Below are 13,837 nucleotides of genomic sequence, written 5' to 3' on the forward strand. Positions count from 1 at the left end.
GGCCTGCATCTGTCAAGCCGCAGGGTCTGCGGTGACCGGCAGCGCCTCGATCAGGACAAAGGCCTGTGCCCAAGGATGATCATCCGTCAGCGTGACATGGATCACGGCCCGGTGTCCCGGTGGCGTCATCTGGTCCAGCCGGTCCTTGGCCCAGCCGGTCACTTGCATCACGGGTTGACCGGTATGCAGGTTGGTGACGGACATGTCCTTCCACGCGATCCCCATGCGCAACCCCGTGCCCAATGCCTTTGAACAGGCCTCCTTGGCCGCCCAGCGCTTGGCATAGGTGCCGGGGGTGTCGTGGCGGCGTTCAGCCTTGGCCTGTTCGGTTTCGGTAAAGACACGGTTGCGAAACCGGTCACCAAATCGGTCCAGCGTGCCTGCGATCCGGTCGATATTGGCCAGATCAGTCCCGATCCCGAGGATCATTTCTGGCCCTCGGGCGCGTAAATGACGTGCAGGCGGTCCTCTTCGACCCCGCCGAGGTAATCGAATGCCCCGTCGCAGGCGGCGTGAAAATCGCTGATCTTCAGCTTTGGAAACCGAAAGAAGGCAGCGGCACTGTTGGCCTGTTGCGCGCCAAAGATCACCCGGTCGATTTCCGCCCAGCGCATTGCGGACAGGCACATCTCGCAGGGCTGACAGGACGCCAGCAACGTGCACCCCTTGAGGCTACGATCACCCAGCGCATCGGCCGCACGGGCGATGGCGACCACTTCGGCGTGGCGCGACACGTCGTTGGTGTCACCAACCTCGTTTCGGGCCGTGGCGATCACCTGCCCGTCTTTGACTACGGCGGCCGTAAAAACGATGTCCTTGCCCTGTGCGTGCAGGTCCAGCGCGTGATCGGCTACGCCGCGCATGGCGTCGCGTTCGGCATCCGTGGGGATCATGCGCGGGCTGCGTCCATGCGCACGCGCATCTCGCGGATCGCACCATCCAGCCCCATAAAAATGGACTCGCCTATGATGAAATGACCGATGTTCAGTTCGCGCACCTGCGGCAGCGCCGCGATCGGGCCAACGCTGTCGAATGTCAGACCGTGACCCACGTGCACCTCAAGACCCAGCTGATGCCCGTAGATTGCCATATCGACCAGACGTTTCTGTTCAGCGTCACGGTCGGCCCAACGCCCCTCGGCCCATGCATCCGCATAAGCACCGGCGTGCAGTTCGATCACGGGCGCACCGATGCGGTGTGCGGCCTCGACCTGATCGCGGTCGGGAGCGACGAACAAAGAGATACGACATCCCGCCTCTTGCAGGGGGGCGAAATAGTCCGCCAGTACATTTGCCTGTCGGGCGACCTCCAACCCGCCTTCGGTTGTGCGTTCCTCGCGTTTCTCGGGGACAAGGCAAACGGCATGCGGTTTGGTGCGCAAGGCGATGTCGCGCATCTCGGCTGTTGCCGCCATTTCGAAATTCAGCGGTATCGACAACTTGTCCTTGAGCGCTGCCATATCGGCATCCCGGATGTGGCGACGATCCTCGCGCAGGTGTGCCGTGATGCCGTCTGCGCCAGCATCCTGCGCCATCAGGGCCGCACGCAGGGGGTCGGGGTTGTCCCCGCCACGCGCGTTGCGCACGGTCGCCACGTGGTCGATATTCACGCCTAGACGCAGTTTCTCGGTCATCACTGTCTCCAATCGGTACTGGCTGGAACCTAGTCCGAATTCCCTGCTTCGCCATCCCCGGATTTCGGCAGCGCCAACCTTTCAAGCTTGGCCCGGAGCCGTTTGCGCCGCCGGTTCTGCTGCGCCCTCAGAACAGGCACCACGAGAAAATAGCAAAGCGTGGCAGAGATCGCACCGGGCACCAGGCCACCGATCAGGTAGGGCAGAAAAATGTCGTCGTAAAAAATCGCGAGGCCATGCCAGTCCGGCTTGGCCGGCGTAAAGAGCGCCAACAGGTTATGGGTCAGGTCCTTGCCCGCGTTCATGAACTTTGTGCCGATCGAATGCGGGTCCTGATGCGGACCCAACCCGAAAATCCAGCGCCCGAACCCCAGTGACGCAGCCGCAATCGGCAGATAGGTCAGCGGATTGCCAAAGAACGTCGCCATGAGCGCGGCCAGAATATTCCCGCGCATCAGACGCGCGATCAGCGCTGCGATCACGAAATGCAGGCCGTAAAACGGGGTAAAGGTGGTAAAAACACCAGCCCAGACGCCGCGACCGATTTTTTCAGGGGTGTCCGGCAGGCGTTGCAGGCGGCGCTGGACATACCAGAACGCCCGACGCCAACCGCCGTCGGGATACACGGCAGAGGCCATGACCCGCCAGGCCGGTCGCCTGTCCCTGCGTTTGAACACCCGGTTTCCCCTCGCCTCGTCGGTTAAGCGCCAGATTGCCCCGGATCACGCTGCCGCGACAGGTTGGACACATTGCTGTCCGCCTCGATGGCGGTGACGACGCGGTGCAGATGGTCGGCGTCCCGCAAATCCACGTCAATCAGCAACCTAAAGTAATCCGGCTTGCGGTCGATGAATTTCAGGTCGGAAATATTCGCGTCCTGTTCACCAATCAGCGTACAGATCCGTCCCAGCACCCCTGCATCGTTCGTGATCGAGATGTCGAGGGTCACTGCATGAACGGGTTTATGTTGGCCCTCTTGCCACCGCAGATCAACCCAACGGTCCAGCTGATCCTCGTAGTCGACCAGTGCCTCGCAGTCGATGGCATGCACCCGCACGCCTTGGCCACGGTAGGTGATCCCGATTATCCTCTCGCCCGGAACGGGCTGACAGCAGGCTGCACGCTGAAACTTCTGGTCGTCCCGCAGACCCACGACAGCGCGGCTGGCGTCGACCTCACCGGTCGGACGTGTGTCCAGATCGGGATAGATGGCGCGCACGATGTCGCGCGCCGAAATCTCTGCGCTGCCCAAGCTGGCCAGCATGTCGTCGGCCGATCCCATCGCCAGCGTCTTTGCCGCCGTGCGCAGGGCCTTTTCCGTCATCTTCTTGCCTGCATTCTCAAAGGCGACACGAACCAACTCACGCCCCAAACGCACGTAGCGGTCACGATCCTCTTCGCGCAGGAACTTGCGAATGGCCGTCTTGGCACGACCTGTCACGGCAATGTCGATCCATGTCGATTGCGGCGTCTGTCCGGCAGCGGTGATGATCTCGACCGATTGGCCATTTTTCAGGCGGGTCCATAGCGGCACGCGCAGGCCGTCCACCTTGGCCCCCTGACAGGTTGTGCCGATACGGGTGTGAATGGCATAGGCAAAATCGATTGGCGTGGCACCACGCGGCAGCTTGATCACTTCGCCCTTGGGCGTGAAGCAAAACACCTGGTCGGTGTACATCTCCAGCTTGACCGCCTCGAGAAAGGCGTCGTGATCCTCGTCGTCCTCCAGTCGTTCGGTCAGTGCACTGATCCATTTTACGGGGTCGACCGCAAATCGGTTCTCGACCCTCTCGCCGTTCTTGTAGGACCAATGCGCAGCCACGCCGGTTTCGGCGACTTCGTGCATTTCGCGCGTGCGGATCTGAACCTCGACCCGGCGACCGTCGCGGCCCGATACGGTCGTGTGGATCGACCGATAGCCGTTGGTTTTCGGCTGGCTGATATAGTCCTTGAAACGCCCCGGCACCGCGCGCCAACGTTGATGGATTGCGCCAAGGATGCGGTAGCAATCGCCTTCGGTCGCGGTGACGATCCGGAATCCATAGATATCGGACAGGCGGGAAAACCCCTGATCCTTTTCCTGCATCTTGCGCCAGACCGAATAGGGCTTCTTGGCGCGCCCCATGACCTCGGCATCGATATCGGCGCGTTCCAACTCGACCCGAATATCGGATGTAATGCGGTTCACCACATCGCCCGATTCGCGCTGCAACATGATGAAACGGCGGATGATCGAATTGCGGGCCTCGGGGTTCAGCACGCGAAACGCCAGATCCTCGAGTTCCTCGCGCATCCATTGCATCCCCATCCGCCCCGCGAGAGGCGCATAGATATCCATGGTTTCGCGCGATTTCTGGGCCTGCTTTTCCGGGCGCATGGACCTGATGGTGCGCATGTTGTGCAGACGGTCGGCCAATTTGACCAAGGTCACACGCAGGTCGCGGCTGGTCGCCATGAACAACTTGCGAAAATTCTCGGCCTCTTTGGTTTCACGGCTGTTGAGCTGGAGGTTCGTCAGTTTCGTGACGCCATCCACAAGTTCCGCAATTTCCTGACCGAACCGTTTCTGCACGATCGCGAAACTGGCTGGCGTGTCCTCGATGGTATCATGCAGCAGGGCAGTGATGATCGTGGCATCGTCCATCTGCATCTTGGCCAGCGATTCGGCCACGGCGACGGGATGTGTGAAATACCTTTCACCGGAATGGCGAAACTGCCCCTCGTGCATCTGATCGCCGAACGCATAGGCGTCGGCGATCAATGCTGAATTCGTGCGGGGGTTGTAGGTGCGGACCAGTGCGATCAGGTCATCGGCTGTCGTCATCGTGGTCCGGCACTCTCATGTCTGGGCCGGGGGCCGGCCGTCAGCGTTGACCCTGCGCTTCCATCAAGGCGCGCAGCAGCTTTTCTTCGGACATATCGTCCTCGACCGGCTTGTCCGATTCGGCACCCATCAGCAGGGCCATCTGGTCCTCTTCGGGTTCATCGACTTCGATCTGGGTCTGGTTCGCCTCGATCATGCGTTCGCGCAGATCGTCGGCCTGCTGAGTCTCGTCTGCGATTTCGCGCAGGGACACGACAGGGTTCTTGTCGTTGTCGCGGCTGACGGTCACGGGTGAACCTGCTGCGATTTCACGCGCACGATGCGCGGCCAGCATGACGAGTTCAAACCGGTTCGGGACCTTGTCGACACAATCTTCGACGGTAACGCGGGCCATCGGCACACTCCTGTTGTTGTCCGAAATGGATAGCAAGCCATGCTCATGCCACGCATCGCCCCGAAAGACAACCCGATTTCCCGTCCTGTCAAGCCTCTTGTCGGTCAGACCGCACGACACCTTTGCGTTGGTCCGCCGGCAGTTCGGCGCACATCTGCCGAACGGATTTACCCAGCACCGGATGAACCCAATCGGGTGCCACGTCACACAGAGGAATCAGCACGAATCCCCGATCCTGAACCCGCGGATGCGGCAGGATCAGTTCCGCAGGCCAACGCTCTTGCTGATCCTCCAGCGAGATGTTGCGCCAAGCCGACTGCGTTGTGACGCAAGGTAATATCAGGTCACCCAATCCGATCAGATCAAGATCAATCGGTCGCGGACCCCATCTTTTCTGGCGTATGCGCCCTGCGTCAGCCTCGATCTCATGCAGGCGTGCCAAGATATCTTCCGGTTCGAGCAGCGTCGGCACCGCCATCGCCGCATTCGTAAAATCCGAACCAATTCCAACAGGATAGGCGTCAGTGTCATAAAGCGCAGACAGCCGCACGTCCGGACCGCCTTCCAAGGCGACAGCGACGGCTCTCGCAGCGATTGAAACAGCCTGCTGACGCTCGCTCGAAGCGTCAGACCCATTGCCCCCCAATGCGACAAGCGCGATTCTGCTTGGTGCCGTCACGGTCTGCTTGCAACCTCATTACCCGGTCTCATATAGAACCAGTCTCTTCGCTACTTTGGCAGATGTCAGCCTCTGTTTCTGAAAAATTTAAACGGCTTTCAAAAAGGCTACGTGATGTTTTACCGCGACGAAAGATTGGCCCTCTTCATAGACGGAGCGAATCTCTATGCTGCAGCCAAAGCGCTCGGCTTTGATATCGACTACAAACTGCTGCGCGCGGAATTCATGCGGCGTGGCAAACTGCTGCGCGCATTCTACTACACGGCGCTTTTGGAAAATGACGACTTCTCTCCGATCCGTCCGCTGGTCGACTGGCTGAACTACAACGGTTTCAACATGGTGACCAAGCCGGCCAAGGAATTCACGGATTCCATGGGCCGTCGCAAGATCAAGGGCAACATGGACATCGAACTGACCGTCGATGCGATGGAACTGGCCCCGCATGTCGATCACATCGTACTGTTTTCCGGCGACGGTGATTTTCGCCCGCTTGTTGAATCCCTCCAACGCAAAGGTGTGCGCGTTTCCGTGGTTTCGACCATTCGCAGCCAGCCCCCGATGATTGCAGACGAACTGCGTCGCCAGTGCGACAATTTCATCGAACTGGATGAACTGCGCGATGTCATTGGCCGCCCACCGCGCGAGCCACGCGGGCAATCAGACGAAGACCAAGCAATAACCGAAGCAGACTGACCCGCGCAGACCGAACGAGCGATGCAAGGCCCGCAGCATGATCCTGCGGGCCTTTTGTTTGGGTAGAACCGCACACTGGACCTGCTGCATAAGCCCGCCTATCTAGACAGCACACGGACCGAAAGGCACCCCATGTCAAAGATGCCCCTGACACTCTACCTTGCCGCGCCGCGCGGGTTCTGCGCCGGTGTCGACCGCGCGATCAAGATCGTGGAAATGGCGCTGGACAAATGGGGTGCGCCCGTTTTCGTCCGGCACGAGATCGTGCACAACAAATTCGTGGTCGACGGTTTGCGCGACAAGGGTGCGGTTTTTGTCGAAACGCTGGACGAATGCCCCGATGACCGGCCTGTCATCTTTTCCGCGCATGGTGTCCCCAAGGCGGTCCCCGCCGCTGCCGCCAAACGCGAGATGGTCTATGTGGACGCAACCTGCCCCCTGGTCAGCAAGGTCCATATCGAGGCGCAGCGCCACGCGGACAACGGGTTGCAGATGATCATGATCGGCCATGCGGGTCATCCCGAAACAGTCGGCACGATGGGGCAATTGCCAGAGGGTGATGTGCTACTGGTCGAAACGGTCGAGGACGTGGCACATGTGCATGTGCGCGACCCCGAACGGCTGGCATTCGTGACGCAGACCACATTGTCTGTGGATGACACCATCGACATCGTCGAGGCACTGAAAACCCGGTTCCCGGCAATCGTCGGCCCCCACAAGGAAGACATCTGCTACGCCACGACAAACCGCCAGGAGGCGGTCAAGGCGATGGCCCCGAAGTGCGACGCCATGCTGGTTGTCGGCGCGCCGAATTCGTCCAACTCGAAACGCCTCGTCGAAGTCGGCACCAAGGCAGGTTGCCCCTATTCCCAGCTGGTCCAACGCGCGGCAGATATCGACTGGCGCGCCTTGGACGGGATCACGTCAATGGGCATCACCGCCGGGGCATCTGCACCCGAGGTCCTGATCGAAGAAGTCATCCAGGCCTTCAGGGATCGTTACGAGGTGACGGTCGAAATGGTCGAAACCGCGGTCGAAAATGTCGAATTCAAGGTGCCACGCGTTTTGCGTGAACCAGCCTGAGGGGACCACCCTTCAGATCGCGATGGCGGCCTGCAAGACAGGATCAGCTTCGGCGGAAAAACGGTATTCGACGTCTGAAAACCGATCTTGTGGAAAACCATACAGGAACCGCAACCCGTCCTCGCCTGCCACAACGCAATGTTCGGCATCGGCGGGGATGTACAAGGCAACGCCTGGTCGCAAATCGTGGTCAATTCCGTCGATCGTGACGATCCCCTGCCCCGACAGGCAAAAGTAGAACTCGCACGGTGAATGGCGGTGCGAATGCAATGTGCCCGCCGGTCCGAATTCCGCCACACCCAGCGTCAGGCTGGATGTCTGGGTCCGGTCGCCTGAAAACAACGTCCGCCACTGCACGGTACCGTGCCGGGGGTCATCAAAAGCCTCGAGCGGTGCGTGATCGGCATTTGCCACGGTCGCAACCGCCTGTGTCAGAAAATCCATGCCAACGCCTCCTCGCTGGTTCACCCTCGCAGGTATTTGGATCGCGATTCATCGCCATGTCCGCACTATTTCCGACACCAAAGGCCACAAAACGACGTGTCGCGTTGTGCAACGCCCGGCAGATCATCTATCAAACGCCTATCTGATCCATCCAAGCACAAAGGCCGACCCTGATGTTTCGCATTCCGACCGGACCACTTGTCCTGGGCCTTGCCGGGCTTTTGCCGTTTTTGTGGGGCGCGTTGACGGCAATGGTGCCAGCACTGGGCGACTGGGCCCTGCTGACGCTGGGCGGAAGATTCACCGCACCCTTTGTGCAGCTGTCGTACGGCAGTGTGATCCTGTCGTTCATGTCCGGGGTCCTGTGGGGCTTTGCCACGCGACAGGACCGCTGGCTGCCCTATGCGTTGTCGGTCATTCCCGCCCTCTGGGCATTCTTCATGGTCGGCGGCGGACCGACAACGGCCGCGATCAACCTGGTTGCGGGTTTTGTCGGCCTGCTGCTGCTGGACTGGCAATTCGCAAAGGCCGGTTGGGCCCCACAATGGTGGATGAAACTGCGCGCCCTGCTGACGGGCATCGTCGTGATCAGTTTCCTGCCGCTGATCCTGTAACGCAACGCGCCCGGGACTGGACACCGCGACCACATCCCTTGATGAGAGGCACAGCTTTACCCGCCGAAAGACCTGATCCATGCCCAAGCTTTATGCCTATACAGATGGTGCCTGTTCCGGAAATCCCGGCCCCGGCGGATGGGGCTGCCTGCTAATCGCACGCGAAGGCGACACCGTGATCAAGGAACGCGAATTGCAGGGCGGTGCCGCAAAGACGACCAATAACCAGATGGAACTGCTGGCAGCGATCAGCGCACTGGAATCCCTGACGAAGCGAAGTGCGATTACGATCGTGACAGACAGCTCTTACGTCAAGGATGGGATCACGACCTGGATACACGGCTGGAAAAAGCGCGGCTGGCAGACCGCGGCCAAAAAACCCGTCAAGAACGAAGAACTGTGGAAACGACTTGATGCCGCGACCCAATCCCATGACGTCAGCTGGGAATGGGTCAAGGGGCACGCAGGCCATCCTGAAAACGAACGCGCCGATGCGCTTGCGCGGGCCGGCATGGCACCCTTCAAACCATGATCGCGGTAGACCTGCCCGACCTGATGCCGATGCTGGTCGCACTCGACTATGCATCTGTGTTCATCTTTGCGATTACCGGTGCGTTGGTCGCCAGCCGCGCGCAACTTGACGTGGTGGGGTTTGTTTTTGTTGCGGCCCTGACGGCGACCGGCGGCGGCACGCTACGCGACGTCTTGTTGAACCGCGACATGGTGTTCTGGATCGCGGACCCGACCTATATCGCCGTCGCGGGGATCGCTGCGATCATCGTATTTTTCACCGCCCACCGGCTCGAAAGCCGCTATGCCGGCATCGTCTGGTTCGATGCCTTGGCACTGGCTGTCGCCGTGCCCGCAGGCGTCGGCGTGGCGCGCGCCATGGGTATGGACTGGCCAATCGTTTTGATCATGGGCATCGCGACGGGATGTTTCGGGGGCCTGATGCGCGACGTTGTCTGCAACGAAGTGCCGCTGGTCCTGAAACAAGGAGAGCTGTACGTGACCTGCGCCCTCGCGGGGGCGGTGGCTGCGGTGACCTGTCAGGCGTTCGGCCTGAATGGGGCTGCACCATTGCTCGTCTGCGCATTGACAACATTCGCCCTGCGGGCTGGCAGCATCACACTGGGTTGGCGTCTGCCTGTCTACAAAGGTTTCCCGCCCCGCCAGTAGGGGACGGCGGGCGGGGCGTCGTGCCGGGCGCAGCCCGATGCACGCGGGTCGTCTAGCCGACCCGCAACACGATCTTGCCGATGTGATCGCCCGCTTCCATCCGGGCATGCGCCGCGTGCGCGTCGGCCAGGGCAAATTCCTCATCCATCACGGGACCGATCCGGCCTGCCGCCAGCAGCGGCCAGACCCGTTCGCGCAGGTCGCTGGCAATCCGTGCCTTGGCCAGATCGCTTTGCGGGCGCAGGGTGCTGCCCGTCAGGGTCAATCGACGGGTCATCATCTGCACGAAATTCACATCGGCCTTTGCCCCACCCAAGAAGGCGATCTGCACAAGACGCCCATCATCGGCCAGCGCAGCAATGTTGCGCTGAATATAAGAGCCGCCCACCATGTCCAGAATGACATCGGCCCCGCCGTGCTGTCGCACGATCTTGACGAAATCCTCATCGCGATAATTGATCAGAACCTCTGCCCCTAGGTCACGGCAGGCGTCCAGCTTGGCCGTGGTGCTGGCCGTCGTGAATACCCGCGCCCCGAACGCATGGGCCAATTGAATGGCCGTGGTTCCGATACCCGATGATCCGCCGTGTACCAACAGCCGTTCACCGGCCCGCAGCCCACCGCGCATGAACACGTTGGACCACACGGTAAAGAAAGTTTCGGGCAAACAAGCTGCCTGTTTCAGGCTCAGCCCCTTTGGGACGGGCAGGCAATGCGCCGCTGGGGTTGCTGCGTATTCCGCATAGCCCCCGCCGGGCAACAGCGCGCAGACTGCGTCGCCAACCGACAGCTCGGTCACGTCGGGCCCGACGCTGTAGACCTCGCCTGCGCATTCCAGACCCGGCAGGTCGGATGCCCCGGGCGGCGGATCATAGGCACCGGCACGTTGCAGGGCGTCGGGGCGATTCACACCTGCATAGGCCACCTTGATCACCACCTGCCCTGCCCCGGCCACCGGCATGGGGCGGTCGGTCAGGGTCAGAACCTCCGGGCCACCGGGTTTGGCGATTTCAACGGCCTGCATCATCGTGGTCCGGCCTTGCGCCACATGCCCGGCACCTTGAAATCCTGACGCGCTGCTGGTGCACGGACCATTCCGGCCAGCCGGCCCAGCGGACCGGTCAGCGGTTTCAGCAAAGGATTCGCATTCACCTTGGCCTTCAGCTTTTCGATCTGCATGACCTCGTCGATGCGGCGGTCGATGAAATCATCCGTTGCCGTATGATCCACCGACTGATCGCCCAGCCAGTACAGCACGACAGACGCCCAGACCCCCGACAGCGTGGCGCGTTTCGTGTACCAGTTCACGTCGTCGGATGTATCTCCCAGCGCGGTCCATATCGCATCGGCCGTGCCCCACATCAGTTTGGCACCTTCGGGGGCGAGATGCGGCAACGCAAACAGCGTCGTGCCGCGGCGCACCGCCTCCTTGTCTTCGGTCACGTCAAGGCGGATGCGCAATGCGCGGGCGACCCGGTCGCGAAACCGCAGATCTGCCAGGTCAGCCTCGGCCAGCGCCTCTTTCATCTTGCGATCGCCCTCGACGTGAAACAGCACGGCAAGGTCGGTCGCACCGCGCGGACACAGCGACCGGGCCCGGTCCGGCGTCACGTCAGACGCCGCGATCGCGGCCTTGAACGCATCTTCGGACCAACCATCAAAGGCGACATGCGGCAGTATCGCGTCAAGTAGTGCGCGCTTGGCGGGATCGGTATACATCATTGGTTCTCCTTGCCTGTCAGCAGACTAGACAAGTTAGTGCAGCGCGGCTATAGGACCAACTCCTGCAATTTTTGCAAATCTGACTAGAAAGGTGGTGAAAACCACATGCAGGTTAGTGTTCGTGATAACAACGTCGATCAGGCGCTCCGTGCTCTGAAGAAAAAACTTCAGCGTGAAGGTGTGTTTCGTGAAATGAAGCTCAAGCAGCATTTCGAGAAGCCCTCCGTCAAGAAGGCACGCGAGAAGGCCGAAGCGATCCGCCGTCAGCGCAAGCTGGCACGGAAAAAGGCCCAGCGCGAAGGTTTGCTGTAAGGCATCCCCTTTTTCGACTGAACGCACTGACCTCCGCCCGGCAACGGGCGGGGGTTTTTTCATGGACAAGTCCCACCGCGTCCTCACAATACGAATGACAGCCCGGCCCGCCCTGACAAATGGACCGGTGCCCGAGGAGACGGATCATGGCAACACTTTGCGAAAACTGCCCCCTGCGCAAACAGCCGCTGTTCGTCGGCATGTCCGAAAGCGACGTGCAGACGATGCAGAAATTCAAGGTGGGCGAATTGAGCGTCGACCCCGGCACACCACTGCTGATCGAAGGCTCGAACAGTCCGCAACTGTTCACGGCGCTGCGCGGCATGGCGATCCGGTACAAGACGACCGCAGACGGGCGACGACAGGTCGTGAATTTTGTTTTTCCGGGGGATTTCATCGGCCTTCAATCCGGGCTCATGAATGAAATGTCCCATTCGGTCGAGGCCCGGTCGAAAATGACATTGTGCGTTTTCAATCGATCAGAGCTGTTCAGTTTTTTCAAATCCCACCCCGAACGCGCCTTTGACATCACGTGGCTGGCCGCCGTCGAGGAACATTTCTTGGGCGAAGCCCTGACGACGGTCGGGCAGCGGACGGCGAAACAATCACTGGCATGGGCGCTGCTGCGGATTTTCGAACGTGGCCGGATGATCGGGCTGGTGCGCAACCGCGCCATGGATCTGCCGTTCAGGCAACAGGATATTGCCGATGCACTGGGGCTGTCGCTGGTTCACACCAACAAGACCCTCGGCCATCTGCGCGAGAGTCAGTTGGTGAACTGGTCCGATGGTCAGCTGACAATCAACGACACGGAAAAACTGGCGGCTGTCGCCGGTGTGGAAACCGATCTGGTGCCGCGCCGTCCGCTGATGTGATCATCCGGTGCGCAGATATGCCGCCAATGCGGCCTCGCCCGCACGCAAGCCGTCGACCGAAGGGACATCGTCCAAACGCGCAAACAGTTTCAGCCGCGCCTCGGGCGTCATTTCGGTCAACGCAATCACGGCAGGATGAATGTAGCTGTTGCGCGCCACGGTCGCCGTATTGTGCAATCGCGCGCCCGCAGCCTCGCTCAGAGCCTTGATCGTGACAGTGTCGTTACCCTGTGCGGCGCAAAACGCAGCATGGGTCCCGTTCCAGGTCCGCAGAGTCTTGGAAGTCACGTCCTCACCGCAGATGTCGCGCAGCAATGCATTGATATGCTCTGATCGGATGGCATGGGCGGTGCCACTGTCGTCCAGATAGCTGATCACCGTCGCCCCCGGCAGATCCTGACAATCCTCAAGGACTGCGGCCAGGCGGGGTGCATACAGATCCTTTTCGACCTGCTTGCCACCTTTGGCGGCATAATCCAGCCTCAGATGGCCATCCTCTACCGCAAGGTGTTCCGGCAATAGCGTCGTTGCCCCGTAGCTGCCGTTTTCGGATGAATAGGTGCTGTGTCCGACCCGCATCGATGCGCGATCAATCAGCGCCAGCGTGGCGGCAAGGGCCGTTTCGAAATCACCGACATCACCGCGCAATCGCGTTTCGATCCACCGCCGCAATGCAGGAAGCCTGTCTGCCAGTTCATTCAGGCAGTCGAATTTCAGGCGCGCATGCAATTCTGTCCATTCGGCATGATAGCGATATTGCTTGCGGTCTTTTTCGTCAAACCCTGTCGCCTGAAGATGCCCAAGGTCGAGCGGACAGATCCAGACATCATCATACGCAGGCGGAATGCCCAAAGCACCGATCCGGGCGCGCTCTGCCTGGTCATCAATGCGGGTCCCGTCAGGTGCAAGATAGCTGAATCCACGTCCCGCGCGCCTGCGACGAATGCCCGGTTCACTGTCAGGATAATAGATCAGGTCTGTCTGACCTTGCAGGTCCGCGAATGACATCAGGCGCGCTCTACCTCTGTGACGGACTTGAAGACGGCGCTGCCGTCCTCCTGCTCGATGTAGAATGATGGTTCATCCTCGCTGGCGTCGCGAGTCACCTCTGCACCGTCGATCTTGAGAGTTCTTTTTTGTGTGTAAACCTTGGTCACAGTGCCGGTACCGGTGCCATTGCCCCAGTTCCACTGCACTTTGTCGCCTTCGGTAATATTTGACATGGTCATGTTCTCCTGTGGTCACCGCCCAAAGATCCGGAACCACATGGGTTCCGGATCAGTCGACGAAACGTCGGAGGGAGGAATGCAACAGCCGAACCGGCAATAATCGGGGAGGAGAACCCGGACCGGCCGCATATTATCAAGTCAGGGGACACTGCCTTG

19 protein-coding genes are annotated in these 13,837 nt (G+C 60.4%); 7 read left to right on the forward strand and 12 right to left on the reverse strand.

Features of this window, described 5'->3' with window-relative positions; all coding sequences use genetic code 11:
- Nucleotides 1-12: 12 nt before the first annotated feature.
- From acpS to folK, 7 genes are all read right to left on the reverse strand, one after another.
- On the reverse strand, nucleotides 13-429 hold the full coding sequence (gene acpS, locus LGQ03_RS06630; protein ID WP_090158340.1) for a holo-ACP synthase: 417 nt from the start codon (nucleotides 427-429) through the stop codon (nucleotides 13-15).
- Complete coding sequence (locus LGQ03_RS06635; RefSeq protein ID WP_226747767.1) at nucleotides 426-893, reverse strand: nucleoside deaminase; 468 nt, start codon at nucleotides 891-893, stop codon at nucleotides 426-428. Before LGQ03_RS06635 ends, acpS begins: the two co-directional genes overlap by 4 nt.
- Nucleotides 890-1,633, reverse strand: coding sequence for a pyridoxine 5'-phosphate synthase (locus tag LGQ03_RS06640; protein ID WP_226747768.1), 744 nt, complete (start codon nucleotides 1,631-1,633; stop codon nucleotides 890-892). Before LGQ03_RS06640 ends, LGQ03_RS06635 begins: the two co-directional genes overlap by 4 nt.
- Before the next feature lie 29 nt (nucleotides 1,634-1,662).
- Nucleotides 1,663-2,271, reverse strand: coding sequence for a DUF2062 domain-containing protein (locus LGQ03_RS06645; protein WP_226748181.1), 609 nt, complete (start codon nucleotides 2,269-2,271; stop codon nucleotides 1,663-1,665).
- A 62-nt stretch (nucleotides 2,272-2,333) separates the two neighbouring features.
- Nucleotides 2,334-4,457, reverse strand: coding sequence for a RelA/SpoT family protein (locus LGQ03_RS06650; RefSeq protein ID WP_226747769.1), 2,124 nt, complete (start codon nucleotides 4,455-4,457; stop codon nucleotides 2,334-2,336).
- A gap of 40 nt (nucleotides 4,458-4,497) precedes the next feature.
- Complete coding sequence (gene rpoZ / locus LGQ03_RS06655; protein ID WP_056030505.1) at nucleotides 4,498-4,851, reverse strand: DNA-directed RNA polymerase subunit omega; 354 nt, start codon at nucleotides 4,849-4,851, stop codon at nucleotides 4,498-4,500.
- An 88-nt stretch (nucleotides 4,852-4,939) separates the two neighbouring features.
- Nucleotides 4,940-5,530 (reverse strand): 2-amino-4-hydroxy-6-hydroxymethyldihydropteridine diphosphokinase, encoded by a 591-nt coding sequence (folK, locus tag LGQ03_RS06660; protein WP_226747770.1) that lies wholly within the window; start codon nucleotides 5,528-5,530, stop codon nucleotides 4,940-4,942.
- A 114-nt stretch (nucleotides 5,531-5,644) separates the two neighbouring features.
- Here folK and LGQ03_RS06665 point away from each other — a divergent pair, with 114 nt between their 5' ends.
- Together LGQ03_RS06665 and ispH are read left to right on the forward strand one after the other, a co-directional pair.
- Nucleotides 5,645-6,223, forward strand: a complete 579-nt coding sequence (locus tag LGQ03_RS06665; RefSeq protein WP_090158334.1) for a LabA-like NYN domain-containing protein — start codon at nucleotides 5,645-5,647, stop codon at nucleotides 6,221-6,223.
- Between the two features lie 132 nt (nucleotides 6,224-6,355).
- The gene (gene ispH, locus LGQ03_RS06670; protein WP_226747771.1) at nucleotides 6,356-7,306 is read left to right on the forward strand and encodes a 4-hydroxy-3-methylbut-2-enyl diphosphate reductase; all 951 of its coding nucleotides are present in this window, start codon (nucleotides 6,356-6,358) and stop codon (nucleotides 7,304-7,306) included.
- 12 nt (nucleotides 7,307-7,318) lie between these two features.
- Here the strand turns inward: ispH and LGQ03_RS06675 are convergent, their stop codons facing one another.
- Entirely contained in the window at nucleotides 7,319-7,750 is a 432-nt protein-coding gene (locus LGQ03_RS06675) for a cupin domain-containing protein (protein ID WP_226747772.1), read from the reverse strand.
- Between the two features lie 173 nt (nucleotides 7,751-7,923).
- Between LGQ03_RS06675 and LGQ03_RS06680 the strand changes: the two genes are divergently transcribed.
- From LGQ03_RS06680 to LGQ03_RS06690, 3 genes are all read left to right on the forward strand, one after another.
- Entirely contained in the window at nucleotides 7,924-8,364 is a 441-nt protein-coding gene (locus LGQ03_RS06680) for a DUF3429 domain-containing protein (protein ID WP_226747773.1), read from the forward strand.
- A gap of 79 nt (nucleotides 8,365-8,443) precedes the next feature.
- Nucleotides 8,444-8,896: a ribonuclease HI gene (gene rnhA, locus LGQ03_RS06685; RefSeq protein WP_226747774.1), complete on the forward strand. Its 453-nt coding sequence runs from the start codon at nucleotides 8,444-8,446 to the stop codon at nucleotides 8,894-8,896.
- A gap of 23 nt (nucleotides 8,897-8,919) precedes the next feature.
- Nucleotides 8,920-9,543, forward strand: coding sequence for a trimeric intracellular cation channel family protein (locus LGQ03_RS06690; RefSeq protein WP_090158724.1), 624 nt, complete (start codon nucleotides 8,920-8,922; stop codon nucleotides 9,541-9,543).
- 52 nt (nucleotides 9,544-9,595) lie between these two features.
- Here LGQ03_RS06690 and LGQ03_RS06695 read toward each other — a convergent pair whose 3' ends face one another.
- Nucleotides 9,596-10,570: an NAD(P)H-quinone oxidoreductase gene (locus LGQ03_RS06695; protein ID WP_226747775.1), complete on the reverse strand. Its 975-nt coding sequence runs from the start codon at nucleotides 10,568-10,570 to the stop codon at nucleotides 9,596-9,598.
- Nucleotides 10,567-11,262: a COQ9 family protein gene (locus LGQ03_RS06700; protein ID WP_404807646.1), complete on the reverse strand. Its 696-nt coding sequence runs from the start codon at nucleotides 11,260-11,262 to the stop codon at nucleotides 10,567-10,569. Before LGQ03_RS06700 ends, LGQ03_RS06695 begins: the two co-directional genes overlap by 4 nt.
- Before the next feature lie 108 nt (nucleotides 11,263-11,370).
- On the opposite strand from LGQ03_RS06700, the gene rpsU reads away from it, so the two are divergent.
- Both rpsU and LGQ03_RS06710 read left to right on the forward strand, forming a co-directional pair.
- Nucleotides 11,371-11,577, forward strand: coding sequence for a 30S ribosomal protein S21 (rpsU, locus tag LGQ03_RS06705; protein WP_056030482.1), 207 nt, complete (start codon nucleotides 11,371-11,373; stop codon nucleotides 11,575-11,577).
- 146 nt (nucleotides 11,578-11,723) lie between these two features.
- Nucleotides 11,724-12,452 carry a Crp/Fnr family transcriptional regulator gene (locus LGQ03_RS06710; RefSeq protein ID WP_226747777.1) on the forward strand — a complete coding sequence of 243 codons (729 nt, stop codon included), beginning with the start codon at nucleotides 11,724-11,726 and terminating at the stop codon, nucleotides 12,450-12,452.
- Here LGQ03_RS06710 and LGQ03_RS06715 read toward each other — a convergent pair whose 3' ends face one another.
- Nucleotides 12,453-13,460: a DNA topoisomerase IB gene (locus tag LGQ03_RS06715; RefSeq protein WP_226747778.1), complete on the reverse strand. Its 1,008-nt coding sequence runs from the start codon at nucleotides 13,458-13,460 to the stop codon at nucleotides 12,453-12,455.
- Nucleotides 13,460-13,681, reverse strand: a complete 222-nt coding sequence (locus tag LGQ03_RS06720) for an HVA1 family protein (RefSeq protein WP_319004464.1) — start codon at nucleotides 13,679-13,681, stop codon at nucleotides 13,460-13,462. The genes LGQ03_RS06715 and LGQ03_RS06720 overlap by 1 nt, the downstream gene beginning before the upstream one ends.
- Between the last annotated feature and the right edge of the window lie 156 nt (nucleotides 13,682-13,837).

This window comes from Loktanella gaetbuli (assembly GCF_020531945.1).
Lineage (GTDB): Bacteria > Pseudomonadota > Alphaproteobacteria > Rhodobacterales > Rhodobacteraceae > Loktanella > Loktanella gaetbuli.

Coding starts and splice junctions, on each gene's coding strand:
- acpS (WP_090158340.1), bottom strand. CDS start 429: ATGATCCTCGGGATCGGGACTGATCTGGCCAATATCGACCGGATCGCA.
- LGQ03_RS06635 (WP_226747767.1), bottom strand. CDS start 893: ATGATCCCCACGGATGCCGAACGCGACGCCATGCGCGGCGTAGCCGAT.
- LGQ03_RS06640 (WP_226747768.1), bottom strand. CDS start 1,633: ATGACCGAGAAACTGCGTCTAGGCGTGAATATCGACCACGTGGCGACC.
- LGQ03_RS06645 (WP_226748181.1), bottom strand. CDS start 2,271: ATGGCCTCTGCCGTGTATCCCGACGGCGGTTGGCGTCGGGCGTTCTGG.
- LGQ03_RS06650 (WP_226747769.1), bottom strand. CDS start 4,457: ATGACGACAGCCGATGACCTGATCGCACTGGTCCGCACCTACAACCCC.
- rpoZ (WP_056030505.1), bottom strand. CDS start 4,851: ATGGCCCGCGTTACCGTCGAAGATTGTGTCGACAAGGTCCCGAACCGG.
- LGQ03_RS06665 (WP_090158334.1), top strand. CDS start 5,645: ATGTTTTACCGCGACGAAAGATTGGCCCTCTTCATAGACGGAGCGAAT.
- ispH (WP_226747771.1), top strand. CDS start 6,356: ATGTCAAAGATGCCCCTGACACTCTACCTTGCCGCGCCGCGCGGGTTC.
- LGQ03_RS06675 (WP_226747772.1), bottom strand. CDS start 7,750: ATGGATTTTCTGACACAGGCGGTTGCGACCGTGGCAAATGCCGATCAC.
- LGQ03_RS06680 (WP_226747773.1), top strand. CDS start 7,924: ATGTTTCGCATTCCGACCGGACCACTTGTCCTGGGCCTTGCCGGGCTT.
- rnhA (WP_226747774.1), top strand. CDS start 8,444: ATGCCCAAGCTTTATGCCTATACAGATGGTGCCTGTTCCGGAAATCCC.
- LGQ03_RS06690 (WP_090158724.1), top strand. CDS start 8,920: ATGCCGATGCTGGTCGCACTCGACTATGCATCTGTGTTCATCTTTGCG.
- LGQ03_RS06695 (WP_226747775.1), bottom strand. CDS start 10,570: ATGATGCAGGCCGTTGAAATCGCCAAACCCGGTGGCCCGGAGGTTCTG.
- LGQ03_RS06700 (WP_404807646.1), bottom strand. CDS start 11,262: ATGTATACCGATCCCGCCAAGCGCGCACTACTTGACGCGATACTGCCG.
- rpsU (WP_056030482.1), top strand. CDS start 11,371: ATGCAGGTTAGTGTTCGTGATAACAACGTCGATCAGGCGCTCCGTGCT.
- LGQ03_RS06710 (WP_226747777.1), top strand. CDS start 11,724: ATGGCAACACTTTGCGAAAACTGCCCCCTGCGCAAACAGCCGCTGTTC.
- LGQ03_RS06715 (WP_226747778.1), bottom strand. CDS start 13,460: ATGTCATTCGCGGACCTGCAAGGTCAGACAGACCTGATCTATTATCCT.
- LGQ03_RS06720 (WP_319004464.1), bottom strand. CDS start 13,681: ATGACCATGTCAAATATTACCGAAGGCGACAAAGTGCAGTGGAACTGG.